The sequence below is a fragment of the Pseudomonas tritici genome (genome assembly GCF_014268275.3).
GTDB classification, from domain to species: domain Bacteria; phylum Pseudomonadota; class Gammaproteobacteria; order Pseudomonadales; family Pseudomonadaceae; genus Aquipseudomonas; species Aquipseudomonas tritici.
Map to the genome: position 1 here is coordinate 5,351,177 of NZ_CP077084.1, position 19,963 is coordinate 5,371,139.

The window sequence follows — 19,963 nt, forward strand, 5'->3', positions numbered from 1 at the left end:
AAGCCAGCTCCCACATTTGATCTGTGCTGTGTCAACTGACCCGTTCGACGTGTGCTGCAAACACTTCCCGAAACCGCGCCATCTCACGCTTGTCCCCCACCGTCACCCGCACCCACTGCGGCCAGCCTTTAAACACCCGGCCGATCAGCACGCCCTGCGCCGCCAACTGCTCGATCACCTGCTGCGCCGGTTGCTTCACGTCGATCATGAAGCAGTTGGCCTGGGAGGCGGTGCAGGTGAAACCACGGCCTTTCAGCCAGGCCACGGTCTCGTCACGCAGCTGGTTATTGAGCGCCTTGCGTTGCGGCAGCAGTTTCACGTCTTCCAGGCTGGCAATGCCGCCGAGCAGGGTGGAACCTGCCGGTACGTTGTCGCCGCCAAACACGGCCAGCCGCTCCAGCAGCGCAGGGTGGCCGATTGCCAGACCCAGACGGGCGCCGGCCATGCCGTAGATTTTCGAGAACGTGCGCAGCACCAGCAGGTCGTCATGGTCCTTGACCCAACTGACAACGCTGGGGACGTCGGCGAAGTCGATATAGGCCTCGTCCACCACCAGCACACTGCCTTTGGGTTTGTTTGCCAGTGCCTGGCGGATGGCCTCGGTAGACGTGACAGTGCCAGTGGGGTTATTGGGGTTGCACAGGTAGAGCATGCCCGCCTGGGGATCGGCGGCGAGCATCGCCGGGATGTCGTGGGCGTGGTCGGCGCTCAGACTGACTTCCTTCACCGGCGCCTTGTTCGACTCGGCCGCCTGGCGCGGCACTTCGTAGGACGGCGTGGCCATCACCAGGCCACGGGTTTCGCTGGTGAATGCCAATACGGCATAGCGCAAAGCCGCCATCGAGCCTGCAAATACCGCCACCTGTTCCTCGGCAATTTCCTGCTGTTGGGCAAACAGCCCGGCTAACGCATACATATGGCCGTAAGGATAACGTCCGGAGGTGGCGATGCCCCGCTGCATCGCCTCCCGCGCAGCCCCTGAAGGGCCGTAGGGGCTTTCGTTGTAGTTGAGCCGCACCTTGTCAGACGTTGCCGGCGACGGCGCCGCAACCGCCCAATCCAGGCGCCCCAGCAATGGCAGGGCGGCGCCCACGGCGAGAAGGGACCGACGACTTACGCTGACCATATGACAACTCCTTGTTGTAGGGCGGGTGATGGATTCGCACAGCTCGTACAAAAGTGTATGACGAGAAAGGCGTCGGCCGATTTAACCGAGCGCCCAAGAAAAAGCCCCGCGCTTCTCTCGAAGGCGGGGCTTTTTCACTGCGGGACCACTCAGTGAGCGTAGGTCAGCAACAGCTCTTTCGGCACTTGGAAATCCAGGGACATCATCACGCTGAGCGCGGTGATGGTGAAAATCGAGAACACGAACAGCTTGCGCGCCCAGACGGTGTCATCCACCGCCTTGTAGCCGGTCCAGGCCATGTACAACCAGTACATGCCCATGGCGGCGGCGACAGCGAGGTAGCTCATGCCGGCGTAGCCACTGAAGGTCAACATCAAGGTCGCCACAAGGAAGGCCAGGATGTACAGCAGGATGTGTTTCTTGGCGACCTGGATGCCACGTTTAACCGGCAAAACCGGAATCGACGCAGCCAGGTAGTCATTGAAGCGGAAAATCGCGATGGCGTAGGAATGCGGCATCTGCCACAGGCTGAACATCACCAGTAGCACCAGCGCGGCCATGTCGAAGCTATTGGTCACAGCCACATAACCAATGACCGGCGGCATCGCCCCCGACAGACTGCCCACCAGCGTGCCGTGAACCGACTTGCGCTTGAGGTACAGGCTGTAGAGGCCGACGTAGATGACAAAGCCGATCACGGCAAACAGCGCCGCCAGCGGGTTAGCCACCTTGTACAACAGCACCACACCGGCAACACCCAGGACGGTCGCGAACAGCAGCGCCAGCTTCAGGGAAACCAGCCCCTGTACCAGCGCGCGGTTCTTGGTGCGCTCCATCTTGATGTCGATGTCGCGGTCGATGCAGTTGTTGAACACACATCCGGAAGCTACCACCAGGGAGGTGCCGATCATTGCAGCCAGGAAGATGGCCAGATCGACATGTCCCTTGGAGGCCAGGAAGAAACCGCCCGCCACAGAAAGCACGTTACCGAAAATGATCCCCGGTTTGGTGATTTGGATAAAGTGCTTAAGCGACATCGGGTCTTACCTCACTTCGCCATCATGAACGTATGGATGCTGAACATGATCCATATCGACAGGCCAACCAGCAGCAGGATTACTAGGCCTGCGAACACGAACGCAATCACGTTATCGCGCTGCTCTTTCGAGCGATCCAAGTGCAGGAAGTACACCAGGTGAACCAGCACCTGAATCACCGCGAACGCCAGCACGATCATCAACGTGATCGACTTCGGCAGGGTTGGGTACATCACCAGGCCGAACGGGATCAGGGTCAGGATTACCGACAGGATGAAGCCGATGGCGTACGACTTAACGCTGCCGTGGCTCGCATCATGGCTGTCATGGTCATGGGAGTGTGCATTAGCCATTACAGAGTCCCCATCAGGTAAACAACGGTGAAGACGCAGATCCAGACCACGTCCAGGAAGTGCCAGAACAGGCTCAGGCAGCTCAGGCGAGTCTTGTTGGTGTTGGTCAGGCCGTGTTTATTGACCTGATACATCATCACCGCCATCCACAGCAGGCCTGCCGTTACGTGCAGACCGTGGGTGCCGACCAGCGTGAAGAACGCCGACAGGAAACCGGAACGGTGCGGGCCGTAGCCTTCGGAGATCAGCAGGTGGAACTCGTTGATCTCCATGCCGATGAAGCCCAGGCCGAACAGGAAGGTCAGGCCCAACCAGCTCAGTACGCCCTTCTTGTTGCCCTTGTAGAAGGCCAACATGGCGAAGCCGTAGGTGATCGAACTGAACAACAGCAAGGCGGTTTCGCCGAGCACGTAAGGCAGTTCGAAGATGTCGTGGCCCGACGGGCCACCCGCTACGTTGTTTACCAGTACCGCGTACACCGCGAAGATCGACGCAAACAAGATGCAGTCGGTCATCAGGTAGAGCCAGAAACCGAAAACGGTCATCGGCCCCGAGTCGTGGTGATGGTCATCGTGCCCATGGTCATCGACATGGGCGTGTCCAGCATTGGTCACTAAGTTCGACATGGTTTAAGCCTGTTCCAACGAGGTTTCTACACGGTTGGCCGGGATTTTCTTCTCGGCGACCAGGCGAGCGTGCTGCTCGGCTTCGATGCGCTCGATCGTTTCGACCGGCACCATGTAGCCTTGATCATCACGTGCAGCGTGGACAATGAAGTAGCCGATGGTGCCCACCAGGCTAACGATTGCCAGCCACCAGATGTGCCAGATCATCGCGAAACCGAACACGGTCAACAGCGCACCCATCACCACGCCAGTGGCGGTGTTGCTTGGCATGTGGATCGGTTCGTAGTGCTTGGGCTTCTGGTACGCAGTACCGTCTTCCTTGGCTTCGGTGAACGCATCGATGGTGTTCGCAGTAGGGATCACGGCGAAGTTGTAGAACGGAGGTGGCGACGAAGTCGACCATTCCAGGGTGTGGCCGTTCCATGGGTCGCCGGAGTCGCAAGCGTTCTGCTTACGGTCACGGATGCTCACATACAGCTGGATCAACTGGCAGGCAATACCCACAGCGATCATAATTGCACCGAACATGGCAACGTACAGGTACGGTACCCACTCAGGGTTGGTGGTAGCGTTCAGACGACGGGTCATGCCCATGAAGCCCAGTGCATAGAGCGGCATGAACGCGACGAAGAAGCCCGAGATCCAGAACCAGAATGCAGCCTTGCCCCAGCCTTCGTGCAGCTTGAAGCCGAACGCTTTCGGGAAGTAGAAGCTGAAACCCGCGATGTAGCCGAATACAGCACCACCGATGATCACGTTGTGGAAGTGAGCGATCACGAACAGGCTGTTGTGCAGGACGAAGTCAGCACCCGGGATGGCCAGCAGTACGCCGGTCATGCCGCCAATGGCGAAGGTCACCATGAAGCCCAGGGTCCACAGGACCTGGCTGGTCATGCGCAGACGACCGTGGTAGATGGTGAACAGCCAGTTGAATAGCTTCACCCCCGTCGGGATGGAAATCAGCATCGTTGCCAGGCCGAAGAAGGCGTTGACGCTGGCCCCCGAACCCATGGTGAAGAAGTGGTGCAGCCACACCATGAAGCCCAGTACAGAGATTGCGCCCGATGCGTAAACCATCGAGTGGTGACCGAACAGGCGCTTGCCGGTAAAGGTCGAGATCACTTCGGAGAAGATACCGAACGCTGGCAGGATCAGGATGTACACCTCAGGGTGACCCCATGCCCAGAACAGGTTCACGTACATCATTGGATTGCCACCAAGTTCATTGGTGAAAATGTGGAAATCCAGGTAACGGTCAAGCGACAGCAGCGCCATGGTAGCGGCCAGGATCGGGAACGAAGCCACGATCAGCACGTTTGCCCAGGTGCAGGTCCAGGTGAAGATCGGCATGTCCATCAGCTTCATGCCAGGGGCGCGCATTTTCAGCACGGTGGCCAGGAAGTTGACCCCCGTCAGCGTCGTCCCGAGTCCTGATAACTGTAGCGCCCAGATGTAGTAGTCCACACCCACGCCAGGGCTGTATTGCAGGCCCGACAATGGCGGATACGCAACCCAACCGGTCTTGGCGAATTCGCCGACGCCCAGGGAAACGTTGATCAGCACAACGCCGGAAACCAGCAGCCAGAAGCTCAGGGAGTTCAGGAACGGGTAAGCCACGTCACGCGCGCCGATCTGCAGGGGCACTGCAAGGTTCATCAGGCCGGTGAAGAAAGGCATCGCCATGAAGATGATCATGATCACACCGTGGGCGGTGAAGATCTGGTCATAGTGTTCAGGCGGCAGGTAGCCAGGCGAACCCTCGGTGGCCATGGCCAACTGGGTACGCATCATGATGGCGTCGGCAAAACCACGCAGCAACATGACCATGGCGACGATGATATACATCACGCCGATTTTCTTGTGGTCGACCGACGTCAGCCACTCGGTCCACAGGTAGGTCCACTTCTTGAAATAAGTGATTGCCGCAAACAGTGCCAGACCACCCAACGCGATCATGGCGATGGTAATCATCACAATCGGCTCGTGGAACGGGACCGCATCCCAACTTAATTTACCAAACATCGTTTACTCCTCTGCCCCAGCAGTTGAATGCGAGCCCGCGTCAGAACCTTCAACCGCGGCCACTTCTTTCTTCTCGTGCTTGACCGGCTTGCCTGGCTTCATACCTTCGTACTTGTCGACGATTTTCTGAAACAGGTTCGGCTCAAACGCGGAGTACAGCGCGACTGGGTTGTTCTGGCTTGGTTTGGTCAGGGCGTCGTATTCAGCTTGATCAAGCTGTTTAGGTGCGGCCTTGACTTTGGCGACCCAGGCGTTGAAATCTTCCTGGCTCGTCGAGATCGCTTTGAATTTCATGCCGGTGAAGCCAGCGCCGCTGTAGTTCGCGGAGATGCCTTCCATTTCAGCTTTTTCGTTGGCGATCAGGTGCAGTCGGGTCTGCATGCCTGCCATCGCGTAGATCTGACCGCCCAGGGCTGGGATGAAGAACGAGTTCATCACGGCGTCGGAGGTAATCCGGAAATTAAGCGGAGTGTTCTCCGGGAACTGGATCTCGTTGACAGTGGCGATACCCAGGTCCGGGTAGATGAACAGCCACTTCCAGTCCAGCGCAACCACTTCGATATTGATCGGCTTGACGTCGGATTCCAGCGGACGGTACGGGTCCAGCTCGTGGGTCGACTTATAGGTGATGTAACCCAGGGCGATGATGATGAGGATCGGAACCAGCCACACCGCGATTTCGATCTTGGTGGAGTGCGACCACTTCGGCGCGTAGGTCGCGCTGGTGTTCGACGCGCGGTATTTCCAGGCGAAGGCGAAGGTCATGATGATCACAGGGACCACGACCAGCAGCATCAGCAGGGTGGCGGTGATGATCAGGTTTCGTTGATCCAGACCGATCTGTCCTTTTGGGTCCATCAAGGTCCACTTACAGCCTCCCAGCATTAACATCATGCCAAGCAGCGGCAAAAAGCCTAGTAATCGGGGGTACCTGTTTTTACTCATCTCACGACCTCTAAAGCAGCTTGCGCAATGCAGTTGGGTTTTGATCGCCAACACTTCACCCTGCCAAGGGTTGGCATTTCTCTTCGATTGAATAAGAGCCTGCCCGTCACGCCATAAATCTACGTTTCACGGACCTGCGGTGAGTTCTTATTCGATTTCGTGGCTAAAGGCCTTGTTACAGACCAATTCCATTTGGTGCGGGTAGTTGAAAGGCTGCCGGAACCTTGGGGTCGCACAGAGCCATCCATCTGCCCCTCGACCGCTCCAGTGCTCAAAGATTGAACAGCACCGGACATTCAGTGCGGGCGATTGTAGTTAGCTAGCGATGTATAAACCATGTCTTATAAAGAAATAATTTTTATCGATTACAGCAATAATCCTTCACCTTTATTGCAAAGGTTCGCGATCTTATCGTGTTCGATTCTCAACAAAAACCACAAAAATTGCCGTGTTATAGGGCAACCTGCCGCAGTCCTTACGGTCTGTAAGGGCACGCCAAACCGATGCAACCCCCCATAAAACAAGGCATTCAGACATCACGAAATCGCGGGAGCAGCGTGAGGTGCACGCCACTGGCGGAGCCACGAAGTGACAGCACATCTTGGCCGCATGATGCAAATTTAAGCGACCGTTTGGCGGGTCAGAAACGTCCTGCGGCCGCTTCCGTGTGACAACATGTCGCATGCTGCGCGCACTCGCCGTTGTCCTGCGTCACGCTCTGTTCACAAATCCCCACAAACAAAAAACGCCCCGGCCTTCCTTTAAGGAGGACCGGGGCGTTTCAGTAAATGGCTCAGGCTTTGCGCTGGCGATTCCGGTAAATGCCCAGGGGCACCAGGATTACCGTCAGCACGAACGCGACCAGCGCCCATTGCGCCAGGGACAGGCCCAGCACCGGTGGGTACGGGGTGCTGCAGAAACCATCGACCTGAAAGCCCAAGGGAAACACCTTGGCCAGGGGCAGGTCATCGACGATCGGTTGCAGCACATCAATGCCGCAGCTGACCTGGGGATAGAACTGGGTGTACACATGGTGACCGGCTGCGGCCACACCACCGAGGGCGCTGAGGATCACCAGCCCCTCGAAAAAGGTGAGCGCCCCTTTGGTGCGCATGGCCGCGCCGATGAACGCGAAGATCGCGATCAGCAATAAGGCATAGCGTTGCAGGATGCACAGTGGGCATGGCGCCTCGCCCAGCACCACCTGCATGTAGAGCGCACCGCCGATCAGCGCCAGGCAGATGATGCCCAGCAACACCAGAAAGCGCCGCTCCCTGCCTAAACGCAATTCGTCACTCATTTCCGGTTCCCTTTGTTTGGTTGTGCCAATGGCCGCAAGTTTACACACAGGGAGTGGTTTAAACAGAGGGGGGTTAACGGGGGATTAATCTGGAGAAATAGAGAACCCAATGTGGGAGCAACTGTCTTGATGGTTTTCATCAAGCCATTTTTTCCAGAGGCGGCAACGCTCCCACGGCTGTACTCCGTGTAACTGCTTTAGGAAATAGCTACCGCAGGATTTTAGGCGGCTTGCTCTTTCCATTCAGATCCATCACGGATCATTGCGTTTAGGCGTACCAGCAAAACACGCATACACGCGATGAGTGCCACTTTGGCGCATTTTCCTTTCTCGCGCAGCGCCTTATATCGCGCGGCAAACTCAGGCTGAAACCGGATCACTGACCAACAGGCCATATACAGTGAGCGCCTCGCGGCGAACCTGCCGCCGCTGATATGACGCTTGCCTTTGTGCTTGCCGCTATCGTCGTTGTAGGGCGCAGTGCCGCTCAATGCTGCAATCTGATGTCTACCCACCTCGCCTAGCTCCGGAAGATAGGACATCAAGCTGGCCGCTGTAACAAGTCCTATGCCTTTGACTGAGCACAGAAGGGCTACTTTTTTACGATCCAGACGTTCTGTACTTTGGCGGATCAGGCTTTCCAGCTCCTTCAGCACTTTTTGCAAATAGTCGATATGACTCTGCAGCGCAGGCTTGACCACGTCAGAGGAGGCCGTTTTAAGCCGCCGTTTGTCGTCATCTCTTTGCTGAACAAAGTGCTCTCGCTGTTGGACTAGGGCGCGCAAATCATCCTGCTCGGCGCTGGTAACCCGGCTATCGGGCGATTTGATGACCGCTGCGAACTGCGCAAGAAGGCGTGCATCTATCGGATCGGTTTTGGCTTGTTGCCCCATAGCCCGGGCAAAGCTTTTGGCTCGGCAAGGGTTGATCCGTATGACTTCAAAGCCCGCAGCTTGAAGCGCTTTCATGACTTTGCGCTCGTAACCGCCAGTGGCCTCCAGCAACACTCGACCCACGCGATGCAGGGTTAGCCATCCAATTAACCCAGGAAAATCACTCTGCGAATTGGAACAACTCATCGCTACATCCAGTTGATCAACCCGAATCTCGAGGCTACCGCTGGAGACATCAATACCTGCTGGATAGGAAAACATAGCCAAATCCTCTTACACTCAAGGTGAGAGCGCTCTGGCTTGGCCCACGCTTGTAACTGTTCGAGGTGGGCTCGTTCAACTGTTCGGGCTCAATGACCAGAGTGGAGAGGTGAGTGACAGCATGGGCTCCCACACGTGCTTTAAGCACTTCGGGCATTCAGCTTGTCACTCACCGCTCTCACCTTCAGTTTAAGCCTGGTTCAAGACACAAGCGGGCTTGCTCGCGAATGCGGTGTGTCAGTCAACTTATGTATGACTGATCTACCTCATTCGCGAGCAAGCCCGCTCCCACATTTTTGGACAGTGTGGACCTTCAGGCCTTATTCCAGGGCCGCCGCTGGGCCGAAGAATTCGTAGCGGCTTTGTTTTTCGGGGACACCCAAGGCTTTGAGGTGGCGCTTGATCGCGGCCATGAAGCCTTTGGGGCCAAGGAAATAGGCGTCGATATCGCGCTGCTCGGGCAACCACGCCGCAAGCTGTTCCAGGCTGAGCAACCCCACCTTGTCCGCCACTGGGCTCACACCATCATCTTCGGCGTAGCAATAGAAGCGCTTGAGCTGCGGGTGCTTGGCGGCCAGGGCATCCACCCAGTCACGGAATGCATGCACGCCGCCATTGCGCGCGCAGTGAATGAAGTGCACCGGACGCTCGGTGGCCAGGGCGGCTTCGAGCATCGGCAAGGTGGGCGTGATGCCGACCCCGCCGCTGATCAGCACCAGCGGTTTATCGCTGGCCGCCAGGGTGAACTCACCCGACGGTGGGAACAGGTCGATGGTCGCGCCGACGTGCAATTGGTCATGCAGGTAGTTGGATACCCGCCCACCGGCTTCGCGCTTGACGCTGATACGGTACAGGCCCGTGTCAGTCAGGGCCGACAGGGAATAGTTGCGGCGCACTTCCTCGCCATCCAGCACCAGCTTCATGCCGATGTACTGGCCCGGCGCGGCATTGAGGATCGGGCCGTTGTCCACCGGGGCAAAGTAGAAGGAGATGATCTCGTCGCTCTCCTCCACCCGCTTGACCAGCAGGAACGGCCGCGCACCACGCCAGCCACCGGGTGCCTGGGCTTTCTCTTCATAGATCGCCGCCTCAGCGCCGATCAGGATATCCGCCAGTTGGCCGTACGCCGCGCCCCAGGCACTCATCACTTCGGGGGTCGCGATCTCGCTGCCCAGCACTTCGGAAATCGCCCGCAGCAGGCAGGCACCGACGATCGGGTAATGCTCCGGCAGGATCTGCAGGGCCACGTGCTTGTTGATGATCTTGGCCACCAAATCACCCAGTTGATCCAACTGGTCGATATGTCGCGCATACATCAACACACCGTTGGCCAGGGCGCGGGGCTGGTCGCCGCTGGCCTGGTGCGCCTGATTGAACAGCGGACGAACTTCTGGGTACTCGGAGAGCATCATGCGGTAGAAATGGGTGATCAATGCTTCGCCACCACTTTCCAGCAGGGGCACGGTGGACTTGACGATGGCACGGTCTTGGGCACTAAGCATGGGAGCCTCCTGGGCTTCTTCACTGATTACCCTGACTTACTCAGTATTCGTGCCAACTTATTAATCTTTACTTTTCAAGCACTTAAATTACATGTAGTCAGTATGACTTCCTACACCTTATAGTCATAAGGACTACAAGGAGTCTTTATGACTGCGCACTCATTGCTCACCACCCTGCTGCCTCTGGTCGCCGACCTGTCCCGCGAGCTGCCTGAAGGCGAGCGTTACCGCCGCCTGCTGCAAGCGATGCGCGCCCTGCTCCCTTGCGATGCCGCCGCGTTGTTGCGCCTGGACGGCGAATGGCTGGTGCCACTGGCCGTCGATGGCTTGAGCGCCGACACCTTGGGTCGACGCTTCAAGGTCAGCGAGCATCCGCGCTTTGCCGTGTTGCTGAGCAGCCCCGGCCCCACGCGCTTTGACAGTGACAGCGAATTGCCCGACCCCTATGACGGCTTGGTGGATGGCCTGCATGGCCACTTGGAAGTGCACGACTGCATGGGCTGCCCGCTGTTCGTCGACGACCAGCCCTGGGGCCTGCTGACCCTGGATGCCCTCGACACCGAGCGTTTCGAACGCGTGGAACTCGATGCCCTGCAAGCCTTCGCCAGCCTCGCCGCCGCCACCGTCAATGTAGCCGAGCGCATCGAGCGCCTGGCCTTGCGCGCCGAAGACGAACACCAGCGTGCCGAGATTTACCGCCAGGCCAGCGGCCAGCAGCACAAGGAAATGATCGGCCAAAGTAAAAGCCACAAGCGCCTGGTCGAGGAGATCAAATTGGTCGGTGGCAGCGACCTGACCGTACTGATCACTGGCGAAACCGGAGTGGGCAAGGAACTGGTGGCCCAGGCCATCCACGCCGCATCAACACGCGCGGACAAACCGCTGATCAGCCTCAATTGCGCCGCCCTGCCGGAAACCCTGGTGGAAAGCGAGCTGTTCGGCCATGTGCGCGGCGCCTTCACCGGCGCGTTGAATGAGCGCCGCGGCAAATTCGAACTGGCCAATGGCGGTACGTTGTTCCTGGATGAAGTGGGTGAGCTGTCACTGACAGTGCAAGCCAAGCTGCTGCGGGTACTGCAAAGCGGCCAGTTGCAGCGGCTGGGCTCGGACAAGGAACACCAAGTGGACGTTCGCCTGATCGCCGCCACCAACCGCGACCTGGCCTTTGAGGTGCGCAACGGCCGCTACCGCGCCGATTTTTACCACCGCCTCAGCGTGTACCCCCTGCAAGTACCGGCGCTGCGCGAACGCGGGCGCGATGTACTGCTGCTGGCCGGCTACTTCCTCGAACAGAACCGCTCGCGCATGGGCCTGGGCAGCTTGCGCCTGACCAGCGATGCCCAGGCGGCGCTGCTGGCCTATAACTGGCCGGGCAACGTGCGAGAGCTGGAACATTTGATCGGACGCAGCGCGCTGAAAGCCTTGGGAAACTGTCGCGAACGTCCGAGGATTTTAAGCTTGAGTGCCCAGGACCTCGACCTGCCCGATGTCAGCGCGCCGCAGATCGAAGAACAGACTGACATGGCGACCGCCGTCACCGGCGACCTGCGTCAGGCCACCGAGCACTACCAGCGCCAAATCATCAGCGCTTGCCTGGAGCGCCACCAGCACAACTGGGCCAGCGCCGCCCGCGAACTCGGCCTGGACCGCGCCAACCTCGGCCGAATGGCCAAACGCCTTGGAATGAAATAACCCAAACAACCCGCTCCCACATTTAGATTTGTTGTGCCTTAAAGACTGGGTTCACACGCTTCACCCTCCGAAACACCAACACATTCCCCACCATCACCAGCACCAACCCCACCAACGCCGGCGCCGTCCACTGATACCCCTCAACAAACGCCGACACATTCAGCGCCACCACCGGAAACAACACCGTGCAATACGCCGCACGCTCCGGCCCCATCCGCCCCACCAACGTCAGATAAGCCGTAAACCCAATCACCGACCCCGGAATCACCAGGTACCACAACGCCCCAACATACCGGGCGCTCCAGTCCATCTCGAACGGAATCCCGCGTACCAGGCAATACGTCGCCAACATCGCCGCGCCATACGCCATGCCCCAGGCATTGGTGGTCAACGGCCTGAGCCCGGCCTTCTGCTGCAAACTCGAGAGCATATTGCCCGCCGAGAAACACATTGTCCCCAGCAACGCCAACCCCAAGCCGAGCAAGGTCTGCGGACTGGCGGTATGCCCCACCAGTTCTGGCCAGAACAGCAAGCCCAGTCCCAGCAAGCCAAGGCCGCCGCCCATCAACACATTGCGCGCCACCCGCTGGCCGAAAAATACCCGGGCATTCAGCGCGTTCCACAGCGTAGCCGTGGAGAACACCACCGCCACCAACCCACTGGGAATCCACTGGCTGGCCGTAAGAAAGCACATGAAGTTGACGCAGAACAGGCACAGCCCTTGGGCCAGGCAGATCAAGTGCCCACGCCGGTTCATCACCTGCAACTTGCGGCTGAGCACCAACAGCGCAAACAACACCAGCGCCGCCAAGCCAAAGCGATAAACGATGGACACGGGGATGGCCACCACGCCCAGTTGCCACTTGAGGGCGATCCAGGTGGTGCCCCAGATCAGCACGGTGAGTAAATACAGGGAAAGGTTCATAGCGGGCTCCATCGGTTGAGCCACAGTGTGGCCCGCCCTCCGTGGCGCGCTCTTGCACAATCTTGCGCTTTTGTCGGACGACGGGATCACAGCGCCAACTGCGGGGAGTAGGATGCAAAGCGTCGGAGAGTACTCACCATGCCTGATCTGGAATCCCTGCAAGTCTTTCAAGCCCTTAATCGCTCGCCCAACGCACGCCTTGAGGCCTGCGCCGAGCTCGGTGACGGCTTGTCTGCGGCGTTGTGGAGCAACCACCATGACTCGCAGGATTACCAGGCGCCGAGCCATCACACGCTGTCGTGCTACATCGGCGGCGGCACCGGCACCTTTCGGCGTGACCAGCCGGGCACCAAGGGCGGGCCCGACAAGCTGTGCATCCTGCCCGCCGAGCATCAGTCGGCGTGGGTGATCAACGGCGAGATTCGCCTGGCCCACGTGTATTTCAGCCCGGAGCAGTTTGCGTTGGGCTGCATCACCCTGCTCGACCGCGAGCCCCGCACCTTGCACCTGCGCGAAAGCACCTTCCTGGAAGATGCCAGCCAGGCCCGGCGCTTTCATCAATTGATCGCGCTGAACTGGCACGAACCCGCCGAGCGCTTGCTGACCAGCAGCCTGGCCCATGAAATGCTCAGCCACACCCTGCTCAGCCAGGTGGGCGCGCGTGAAGGGCTGCGCCTGAAAGGCGGGTTGGCGGCGTACCAGCGACGACTGTTGGTGGACTACATCGATCACCACCTGGAAGACCCGATCAGCCTGGGCCAATTGGCCGGGATGTGCGCGCTGTCGGAGTACCATTTCGCGAGGATGTTCCGCCAGACGTTCGGCCTGCCGCCCCATCAATATTTGTTGGCGCGGCGATTGACCCGTGCCCAGGCGCTGCTGCGCAGCGGCGCCCTGCCCTTGGGCGAGATCGCCTTGATGTGCGGTTTCTCCAGCGCCAGCCACTTCACCCATCGCTTTCGCCAGGCCATGGGCGCCACACCCGGCGAGTATCGCCAGGCGTTCTGCGCTTAGATCATCAACCCCAGGGTCTTGGCCTTGGCCACCGCTTGCGTACGCCGCTCCACGCCGAGTTTGCTGTGGATGCGCCGCGCGTGGGTCTTGACGGTGTGCAGGGAGATAAACAGGCGGTCGGCGATTTCCAGGTTGGAGTTACCCAGGGCGATCAACTGCAGCACTTCCAGCTCGCGCTGGCTGAGTGGGTTCTCGACCGCTCCTGACGTTGAGGCTTGGGGCTCCATGCCCAGCTCGCTCAACAACCCCGGCGAGCGCAGCCGCAGCTCGCGAATCGCCTGCTGCACCTGGCAACGCTCCGCCAGCTCCAGCCCGGTTTGCAGCGAACGGCGCGCCAGTGAGGCGTCGCCGACTTGCCAAGCCACTTCGCCGAGCACCAAGTGCAGCTCGGTCTCCAGGCAGAGCATGCCGCGTTGGTGGGCGATGCCCAGCAAGGCCGTAAGCCGCGCTACGGGTTGCTCGGCACAGCCCAGTTTCACTTCCGCCAGTACCAGCAGGTATTCCAGACGCGGGATCAGTTCCAGGGTGGCCGGCGGCGCCTGCTTGGCCTCGGGCCCACGGAAATGGCGCAGTACGCGGCGCACTGCTTCTACGGTCAGGTCGGCGCGCCCCTGTTGCAACCAGAAATGCCCGCTGACCAACAGCAGCACCGCGCGATACACCCTGTCGGGCACCTGGCGTTGTTGCATCAGCCGTTCGGCTTCGCGCAGTTGGTCAAAGGCTTGGGCGTAGTCGCCACGATTGGCCGCCATCAGCGCCAAGCCGAGAAACCCGTAGAGCACGCGCTTGTCCTGGCTGTGCAGGCACACCTTCAAGCCTGTTTCGAAGCATTCGACCGCCAGGCTGTCTTGCCCCTGGCGCAACGCCAGATGCCCGCGCCGCAGGGCAATGCGCCCGACCAAGGGCCCGGCCTTGAGCCGCTGCTTGAGTAACATCGCCTGCACATTTTCCAGCAGGCTTTGCGCCCGATACGGCGCGCCGCGCTGCTCCAGCAATTGCGCGTGATCCAGTTCGAGCAAGGCCTCGAGCAGCAACGAACCATGGGCCCGGGCCAGGCACAACGCTTCACGGCTCAGGCTCTGGGCCACGTCCAACTCGCCACGCAGCAAGGCTTGCTGGGTCAGGCCCGACAAGCACATCAGCCGCGACGTCCAGGCACTGTCGGGCAAGGCTTGCAGCGCCTCCAGGAAATGTTCGCGAGAGCGCTCTGCATCGCCGCCCAAATGCAGCAGCCAGCCCCATTGCGCCTGCCAGCGCGCCAGCAGGTAGCGTTGTTGCGCCGCCGTCGGTTGCGGGGCGAACCGCGCAAGCTGGTCGATGCATTGCGCGGCCCTGTCGAAACGCCCGGCGAACAGCAATGCCGCCGTCACCAGCCCGACCAGTTGCGCCGAGCCGAGCATCAATTCATCGCCATGCTGCTCGTGCAAGCTCAACAGCAACACCGCGTTCTGCTGGCGGAACAGGTCCTCGAAACTGAAGTACTGCAACAGGCTCACCGCGACTTCATATTCTTCGGCCAGCAAGGCGTGCTCAAATGCCGCCTGCCAGTCCTGTTCGGCGGTGAACCATTGGCAGGCGCGCCGGTGCCAGGAGCGCTTGGCCGGCCAGGGCTCATCACGCATCAGCTGTGCCAGCGGCGGGAAAACCTGTAGCCAATCCGTGTCTTCCCAAGGCTGGATAAACGCGCCGAGGGCCTGCAAGTCCCGCAGGTATTGGACGCCGTCGCCAAAGCCGAACAGGTGCTCGCACAACCCCGTATTAAAGCGCGGCAGATGGGCCAACACGCGCCAGGCTTCGGCCAGCTCGGCCGGCAAGGTGCTGAACAGCTCGTGTTGCAAATAGTCGAGCAAGGTTTTGTCCGGGTGACCATCGCCGAGCAGCGCGATGCGCACACCGGCGCACCAGCCGGCGCTGAACTGCAACACACGGTCGACGGACTGCCCTGGCGCATGGCTGAGCAGTTGCTTGATTTCCTCAGGATCAAACGCCAACTCGGCGCCACACTCCAGCAACTCATCGTCGAGCAACAGCCGTGGCCAATTGCACGCCGGACGGCGCCGCGCCCCAAGCCACCAGCTCAACGCCGGGCTGCTGGCAGTGAGCAGGCGGTCGAGCAAGGCGTCGGTGTCGGGCGCGGGTAAGCGGCAGAAGTCATCGAGGAACACCCACGCCGAGGTGTGCCAGCGGCCAAGGTCCAGCAGCAACGTGGCTTCATCGGTGAATGGCAAGCCGAGGCTTTGTGCCAGGCGCAGGCACAGATCGAGAGGGCTGAGGGCAACACCATTGAGCGGCAACCAGTACACCTGGCAATCCTGGGGTGCCTGCAATGCGCACTCGGCGAGCAACGCACTTTTGCCACTGCCACCCGGCGCGCACAACAGCTTCACCCTGACCTGCGCCGCCAGCAAAGGCACCGCCAAGCGCGGGCGCAGCAGATGGTGGGCGGACAGCCGAGGCATGAATCCAGGACGGTCCAGGCAGCGTGTCATGGCGGTCATTGCTGCATCCTGCGTTTTTATTGTTATGCAACGTGGCGACTACCCTAGTCCTGTGGTCGGCGGTTGTTGAAGAAGTATTCAGCGGGGTGATTGAAGGGCATAAAATTCAAGGCATACACAAACCAATGTGGGAGCGGGCTTGCTCGCGAATGCGGTGGATCAGTCTAAGAATCCAGTGACTGACACTCCGCATTCGCGAGCAAGCCCGCTCCCACATTTGGATTATGTTTCAAATGGAGATCAGCGAACCCCCTCTGCCCTCAACGCCGCCGGCGTGTAATCCGCCGCCTTGGCATTGAACCCAAACACAAAACTGCTCTTCTCCTCGTTCTTCATCCCCAAGGCGATGTAGCGCCCGGCGATGATGTCGTACAGCGTCTCCACCGTGTAGGCGGGCACCTGGTGGTTGTAGTAGAACTGCGCATGCCCCTCGGCAACCCGCCACAGTTGGCCACGGCCGTCGTAGTGATCCACCAGTGCCACCTGCCAGCTGTCTTCGTCGATGTACATGTGGCGCTTGGCGTAGATGTGCCGCTCGCTCGGCTTGACCGTGCCAACCACTTCCCACACGCGGTGCAGCTCATAGCGGGTCAGGTCCTGGTTGATGTGGCCGGCCTTGATGATGTCGTCGTACTTGAGCGTCGGCTGGTCCAGCTTGTAGCTGTTGTAGGGGATGTACATCTCCTTCTTGCCCACCAGCTTCCAGTCATAACGGTCAGGCGCGCCGGAGAACATATCGAAGTTATCCGTGGTGCGCAGCCCATCGGATGCAGTACCCGGACCGTCATACGACACCTGCGGCGCACGGCGCACGCGGCGCTGGCCGGCGTTGTAGATCCAGGCCAGGCGCGGCTCCTTCACCTGGTCGAGGGTTTCGTGTACCAACAGCACGTTGCCCGCCAGCCGCGCCGGCGCCGTCACCGATTGCTTGAAAAAGCTCAGCACGTTGGCGGCCTTGGCCTGGTCCATGTCCGGGATCGCTTGCGGCACCGCCACTTCTTCTTCGAAGCGGATCGGCGTGTACCCGCCGTTGGTCTGCGGGGTGGCCTGGGTGATGATGCGGCGCAGGTTGCCACCGTGGTATCGGGTGATGTGGTTCCACAGCACTTCCACGCCATTCTTCGGAATCGGGAACGCGTAGTAGCGGTTGCCGGTGAAATTTTCCAGGCCATTACCGTCGTTGATGGCCTTGACGTTCAGCGCGCTGCGCTTGATCGACTCGTAGATCTCCGGCGGCAGATTGACCGTGCGGTGGCTTGGATACACCGGAATTTTATAGGTCTCGGGATAGCGCTTGAACATCGCTACCTGGCCGTCAGACAGCTTGTCTTTATATGTGTCGACGGTGGCGGCGGTGATCACGAACAATGGTTTTTCACTGGCGAACGGGTCGGCGAGGAAGCCCTTGCTGTCCACCGCACCGGCGTTTTTGGGAATGCCGCCAGTCCAGGCCGGGATCGAGCCATCGGCGTTGCCGGCTTTTTCGGCGCCCACCGGGGTCAGGGTGGTGCCCAGCTTGGCCGCCTCGTCCGGCGACACCGCCGCCATCACGTTGGCGGCCAACAGGCTGAGGGCCATTACCGCAATTATCTTACGCATAGAGTCTTGTCCTTCTTTAAGCCAAATCAGAAGTTCACGCCGAAGCTGAGGGCGAGGAAGTCGCGGTCGGTCAGGGTGTTGTAGTCGCCACCAAAGAAGTCGGTGTAGCTGAGGCTGGCGGTGTAGGTGTTGCGGTAGTCCGCATCGACCCCCGCACTGATCGCCTTGGCGCCTTTGTTGAACAGGCCGTTGGGGCCGTAGCCGGCGACGTCATGGGACCAGGACAGGTTGGGCTTGAGGTTGATCCCGGCGATCACGTTGTTGTAGTCAAGGATCGCTCGCGCGCGGTAACCCCAGGAGGTGGACGTGACAAAGCCATCGGTGTCGCCTTCGAAACCATAAGCGCCGTACACCGAGTCGCGGCCGTAACGCAGTTTGGATTTATCCTCTAGGCCCCCGACGTGCACGATGGCCGCTTCGCCCACCAGCGTCAGGCGTTCAGCGCCGAGTACCTGGTCGAAAAATTGGGTCATGCTGCTTTGGATCTGGGTGATTTCCTTGCGGCGGTAGCCTTTGTTGTCAGAACCGAAGTTGCTGCGGATAGGTGAGGCGAGCTGGCCTGCGACGGGGTTGATCAGGGCCAGGGTCAGGTCGGTGGTATTGAGTTGCACCGGAGCATTTGGGCGGTAGCTGATCTCTCCGGTCCACGCCGTGCCGGTGGGCAAGGTGGTGGAAAAACTGGCCCCGAACAGGCGAATATCTTCCGGGTAGTCGAGGTAGTACTGGCCGCGGCCGAGCATCAGGCTCTGCACCAGGCCCGCACCGGAGCCCGGCGCAATGGCGTTGGCGGTGCCGGAGATCGCGCCGAGTGTCGCCAAGTTGGTGTTGTTGGTGATGGTGCCCACGATCGGTGAACGGCTGTGGTAGTTCATGAAGTACAGGCCGTACTCGGTGTCATCCCCCAGCCAACGCAAGGCCGTACCGAACTGGCCGGAATCCCGCGCATCGCGGTCACCGGCGCGACGTACGATCACGCCTTCATTGGTCGCGCCAAACCCTTGGCCGAACGCCGCCGCCACAGGTTGCAACGGCCTGATCGCCGGGTTCCCGACGGTGTAGTTGTTGGTGCAACCATCCGCCGCCACATCGCTGCCAAAAAAAGTGCCGCAGTTATCCAGCACCGTCTGGTCCCATTCCAGCTGGTAGAACCCTTCTACGGTCAGTTGGCTGGTCAGGCTTTGTGAAGCGAACAGCATGTTGACCGGGATCAGCCCTTCCTTGATCTCGGCACCCGGGCGACGGAAGGCAGACACGTCAATAGGGTTGATGCTGTTGATGGAGTTGCCGATGAAAGTACTTTCACCCCAGCTCACCACTTGCTTACCCGCGCGCACGGTGCCCGGCAGATCGCCCAGTGAGTAGTTGTGATAAACGAAGGCATCGAGGATCTGCGCACCGCTGGACTTGGCGCCTTCCTTGCGGTTGTGGTCGCTGATCTGCTTGAACTCGCGATCTTCGTCCTTGAGTTCGAAGTCGTACCAGTATTTGCCACGGACAAACACGCCCGTGTCGCCGTACTTCAATTCAAGGTCGTGCAGGCCTTTGAAGATTTTCGAGAAGGTCTCGCCCTTCTTGAAGTTCAGGCGCCCGTCATCCCCGGTGGAAGCCTGGCCGGTGCCGCCATTGACGGTGCCCACCAGTTTTTTGTCCGCATCGCGCATGCCCCAACTCGCGCCCACCGACAGCGAGGAATCGAATTGCCCTTCGATCTCGCCAATGTTGAATGAAACAGCCTGTGCCTGCGCACAGCAACCCAACGCAACCGCAGCGGCCAGCGCCTGTGGCCTGAAGATGGCGCGCATTGTTGTTCTTGTCATGCGTCTTCCCCGGTGAGTGACAGAAGGCCCCACCCTACTGCCGCCCATCAGGAGGGATAAGCGCACCAAGGAGGGATTCGTGTTGTCGCTCGAAAGGATTACCGGGCGCTCTGGCGTGGGTCTGCGCGCGGGCATGCACCGTGTGGATGGCGGGTTATCAGGAAGATGGATGGAGCACGTTAGAACTGTTGCTGATTCAGCAACAGTCCTTGTCATGAATCGGCATTACTCATTTTGTTACTAACGGCTATTCTTGCCGGGCTTTCAGGGCAAACGGCCCGCTTCCCCGACCGGAAGAAAAGCGAGATTTAAATGGATTGATGACTGTTTTCAATCCGTTACCGGTGTTCACT

General features: G+C 59.8%; 15 protein-coding genes. 2 read left to right on the top strand and 13 right to left on the bottom strand.

The genetic code is table 11. The features are described 5' to 3' along the window. Positions 1 to 31 precede the first annotated feature (31 nt). The 9 genes from ptaA to hmpA all read right to left on the bottom strand — a co-directional run bounded on the left by ptaA (position 32) and on the right by hmpA (position 10,065). Positions 32 to 1,126, bottom strand: a complete 1,095-nt coding sequence (ptaA, locus tag HU722_RS24420; RefSeq protein WP_065890024.1) for a pyoverdine biosynthesis transaminase PtaA — start codon at positions 1,124 to 1,126, stop codon at positions 32 to 34. A gap of 149 nt (positions 1,127 to 1,275) precedes the next feature. Continuing rightward, the gene (gene cyoE, locus HU722_RS24425) at positions 1,276 to 2,163 is read right to left on the bottom strand and encodes a heme o synthase (protein WP_049711593.1); all 888 of its coding nucleotides are present in this window, start codon (positions 2,161 to 2,163) and stop codon (positions 1,276 to 1,278) included. Positions 2,164 to 2,174: 11 nt separating this feature from the next. Further along, the gene (cyoD, locus tag HU722_RS24430; RefSeq protein ID WP_010206434.1) at positions 2,175 to 2,516 is read right to left on the bottom strand and encodes a cytochrome o ubiquinol oxidase subunit IV; all 342 of its coding nucleotides are present in this window, start codon (positions 2,514 to 2,516) and stop codon (positions 2,175 to 2,177) included. Further along, a complete protein-coding gene (locus HU722_RS24435; protein WP_017734786.1) occupies positions 2,516 to 3,142 on the bottom strand; it encodes a cytochrome o ubiquinol oxidase subunit III in 627 nt (208 codons plus the stop codon). The genes cyoD and HU722_RS24435 overlap by 1 nt, the downstream gene beginning before the upstream one ends. A 3-nt stretch (positions 3,143 to 3,145) precedes the next feature. After that, a complete protein-coding gene (gene cyoB, locus HU722_RS24440; protein ID WP_049711591.1) occupies positions 3,146 to 5,164 on the bottom strand; it encodes a cytochrome o ubiquinol oxidase subunit I in 2,019 nt (672 codons plus the stop codon). A gap of 3 nt (positions 5,165 to 5,167) precedes the next feature. Further along, the gene (cyoA, locus tag HU722_RS24445; RefSeq protein ID WP_049711590.1) at positions 5,168 to 6,109 is read right to left on the bottom strand and encodes a ubiquinol oxidase subunit II; all 942 of its coding nucleotides are present in this window, start codon (positions 6,107 to 6,109) and stop codon (positions 5,168 to 5,170) included. Between the two features lie 793 nt (positions 6,110 to 6,902). Next, positions 6,903 to 7,409 carry a disulfide bond formation protein B gene (locus tag HU722_RS24450; protein ID WP_065874484.1) on the bottom strand — a complete coding sequence of 169 codons (507 nt, stop codon included), beginning with the start codon at positions 7,407 to 7,409 and terminating at the stop codon, positions 6,903 to 6,905. A gap of 221 nt (positions 7,410 to 7,630) precedes the next feature. Beyond that, positions 7,631 to 8,563, bottom strand: a complete 933-nt coding sequence (locus HU722_RS24455; RefSeq protein ID WP_065889165.1) for an IS110 family transposase — start codon at positions 8,561 to 8,563, stop codon at positions 7,631 to 7,633. A 320-nt stretch (positions 8,564 to 8,883) separates the two neighbouring features. Then, positions 8,884 to 10,065, bottom strand: a complete 1,182-nt coding sequence (gene hmpA / locus HU722_RS24460) for an NO-inducible flavohemoprotein (RefSeq protein WP_065874483.1) — start codon at positions 10,063 to 10,065, stop codon at positions 8,884 to 8,886. A gap of 147 nt (positions 10,066 to 10,212) precedes the next feature. Here hmpA and norR point away from each other — a divergent pair, with 147 nt between their 5' ends. After that, positions 10,213 to 11,757, top strand: coding sequence for a nitric oxide reductase transcriptional regulator NorR (norR, locus tag HU722_RS24465; RefSeq protein WP_065874482.1), 1,545 nt, complete (start codon positions 10,213 to 10,215; stop codon positions 11,755 to 11,757). A 22-nt stretch (positions 11,758 to 11,779) separates the two neighbouring features. On the opposite strand, the gene HU722_RS24470 is transcribed toward norR, so the two are convergent. Beyond that, positions 11,780 to 12,682, bottom strand: a complete 903-nt coding sequence (locus HU722_RS24470; RefSeq protein ID WP_065890025.1) for a DMT family transporter — start codon at positions 12,680 to 12,682, stop codon at positions 11,780 to 11,782. 138 nt (positions 12,683 to 12,820) lie between these two features. On the opposite strand from HU722_RS24470, the gene HU722_RS24475 reads away from it, so the two are divergent. Then, positions 12,821 to 13,696, top strand: a complete 876-nt coding sequence (locus HU722_RS24475) for a helix-turn-helix domain-containing protein (protein ID WP_065874480.1) — start codon at positions 12,821 to 12,823, stop codon at positions 13,694 to 13,696. Here HU722_RS24475 and HU722_RS24480 read toward each other — a convergent pair. The 3 genes from HU722_RS24480 to HU722_RS24490 all read right to left on the bottom strand — a co-directional run bounded on the left by HU722_RS24480 (position 13,693) and on the right by HU722_RS24490 (position 19,610). After that, positions 13,693 to 16,194: a LuxR C-terminal-related transcriptional regulator gene (locus HU722_RS24480; RefSeq protein WP_065890027.1), complete on the bottom strand. Its 2,502-nt coding sequence runs from the start codon at positions 16,192 to 16,194 to the stop codon at positions 13,693 to 13,695. The genes HU722_RS24475 and HU722_RS24480 overlap by 4 nt on opposite strands. Positions 16,195 to 16,434: 240 nt before the next feature. Then, positions 16,435 to 17,793 carry a DUF1329 domain-containing protein gene (locus HU722_RS24485; RefSeq protein ID WP_065880729.1) on the bottom strand — a complete coding sequence of 453 codons (1,359 nt, stop codon included), beginning with the start codon at positions 17,791 to 17,793 and terminating at the stop codon, positions 16,435 to 16,437. 26 nt (positions 17,794 to 17,819) lie between these two features. After that, positions 17,820 to 19,610, bottom strand: coding sequence for a DUF1302 domain-containing protein (locus HU722_RS24490; protein WP_083213942.1), 1,791 nt, complete (start codon positions 19,608 to 19,610; stop codon positions 17,820 to 17,822). Between the last annotated feature and the right edge of the window lie 353 nt (positions 19,611 to 19,963).

What these genes read in the sequence shown, in the direction of transcription:
- HU722_RS24480 (WP_065890027.1), bottom strand. Translation starts at nt 16,194, where the DNA reads ATGACCGCCATGACACGCTGCCTGGACCGTCCTGGATTCATGCCTCGG.
- cyoB (WP_049711591.1), bottom strand. Translation starts at nt 5,164, where the DNA reads ATGTTTGGTAAATTAAGTTGGGATGCGGTCCCGTTCCACGAGCCGATT.
- norR (WP_065874482.1), top strand. Translation starts at nt 10,213, where the DNA reads ATGACTGCGCACTCATTGCTCACCACCCTGCTGCCTCTGGTCGCCGAC.
- HU722_RS24475 (WP_065874480.1), top strand. Translation starts at nt 12,821, where the DNA reads ATGCCTGATCTGGAATCCCTGCAAGTCTTTCAAGCCCTTAATCGCTCG.
- cyoE (WP_049711593.1), bottom strand. Translation starts at nt 2,163, where the DNA reads ATGTCGCTTAAGCACTTTATCCAAATCACCAAACCGGGGATCATTTTC.
- HU722_RS24455 (WP_065889165.1), bottom strand. Translation starts at nt 8,563, where the DNA reads ATGTTTTCCTATCCAGCAGGTATTGATGTCTCCAGCGGTAGCCTCGAG.
- cyoD (WP_010206434.1), bottom strand. Translation starts at nt 2,516, where the DNA reads ATGGCTAATGCACACTCCCATGACCATGACAGCCATGATGCGAGCCAC.
- HU722_RS24470 (WP_065890025.1), bottom strand. Translation starts at nt 12,682, where the DNA reads ATGAACCTTTCCCTGTATTTACTCACCGTGCTGATCTGGGGCACCACC.
- HU722_RS24450 (WP_065874484.1), bottom strand. Translation starts at nt 7,409, where the DNA reads ATGAGTGACGAATTGCGTTTAGGCAGGGAGCGGCGCTTTCTGGTGTTG.
- hmpA (WP_065874483.1), bottom strand. Translation starts at nt 10,065, where the DNA reads ATGCTTAGTGCCCAAGACCGTGCCATCGTCAAGTCCACCGTGCCCCTG.
- HU722_RS24490 (WP_083213942.1), bottom strand. Translation starts at nt 19,610, where the DNA reads ATGACAAGAACAACAATGCGCGCCATCTTCAGGCCACAGGCGCTGGCC.
- HU722_RS24485 (WP_065880729.1), bottom strand. Translation starts at nt 17,793, where the DNA reads ATGCGTAAGATAATTGCGGTAATGGCCCTCAGCCTGTTGGCCGCCAAC.
- cyoA (WP_049711590.1), bottom strand. Translation starts at nt 6,109, where the DNA reads ATGAGTAAAAACAGGTACCCCCGATTACTAGGCTTTTTGCCGCTGCTT.
- HU722_RS24435 (WP_017734786.1), bottom strand. Translation starts at nt 3,142, where the DNA reads ATGTCGAACTTAGTGACCAATGCTGGACACGCCCATGTCGATGACCAT.
- ptaA (WP_065890024.1), bottom strand. Translation starts at nt 1,126, where the DNA reads ATGGTCAGCGTAAGTCGTCGGTCCCTTCTCGCCGTGGGCGCCGCCCTG.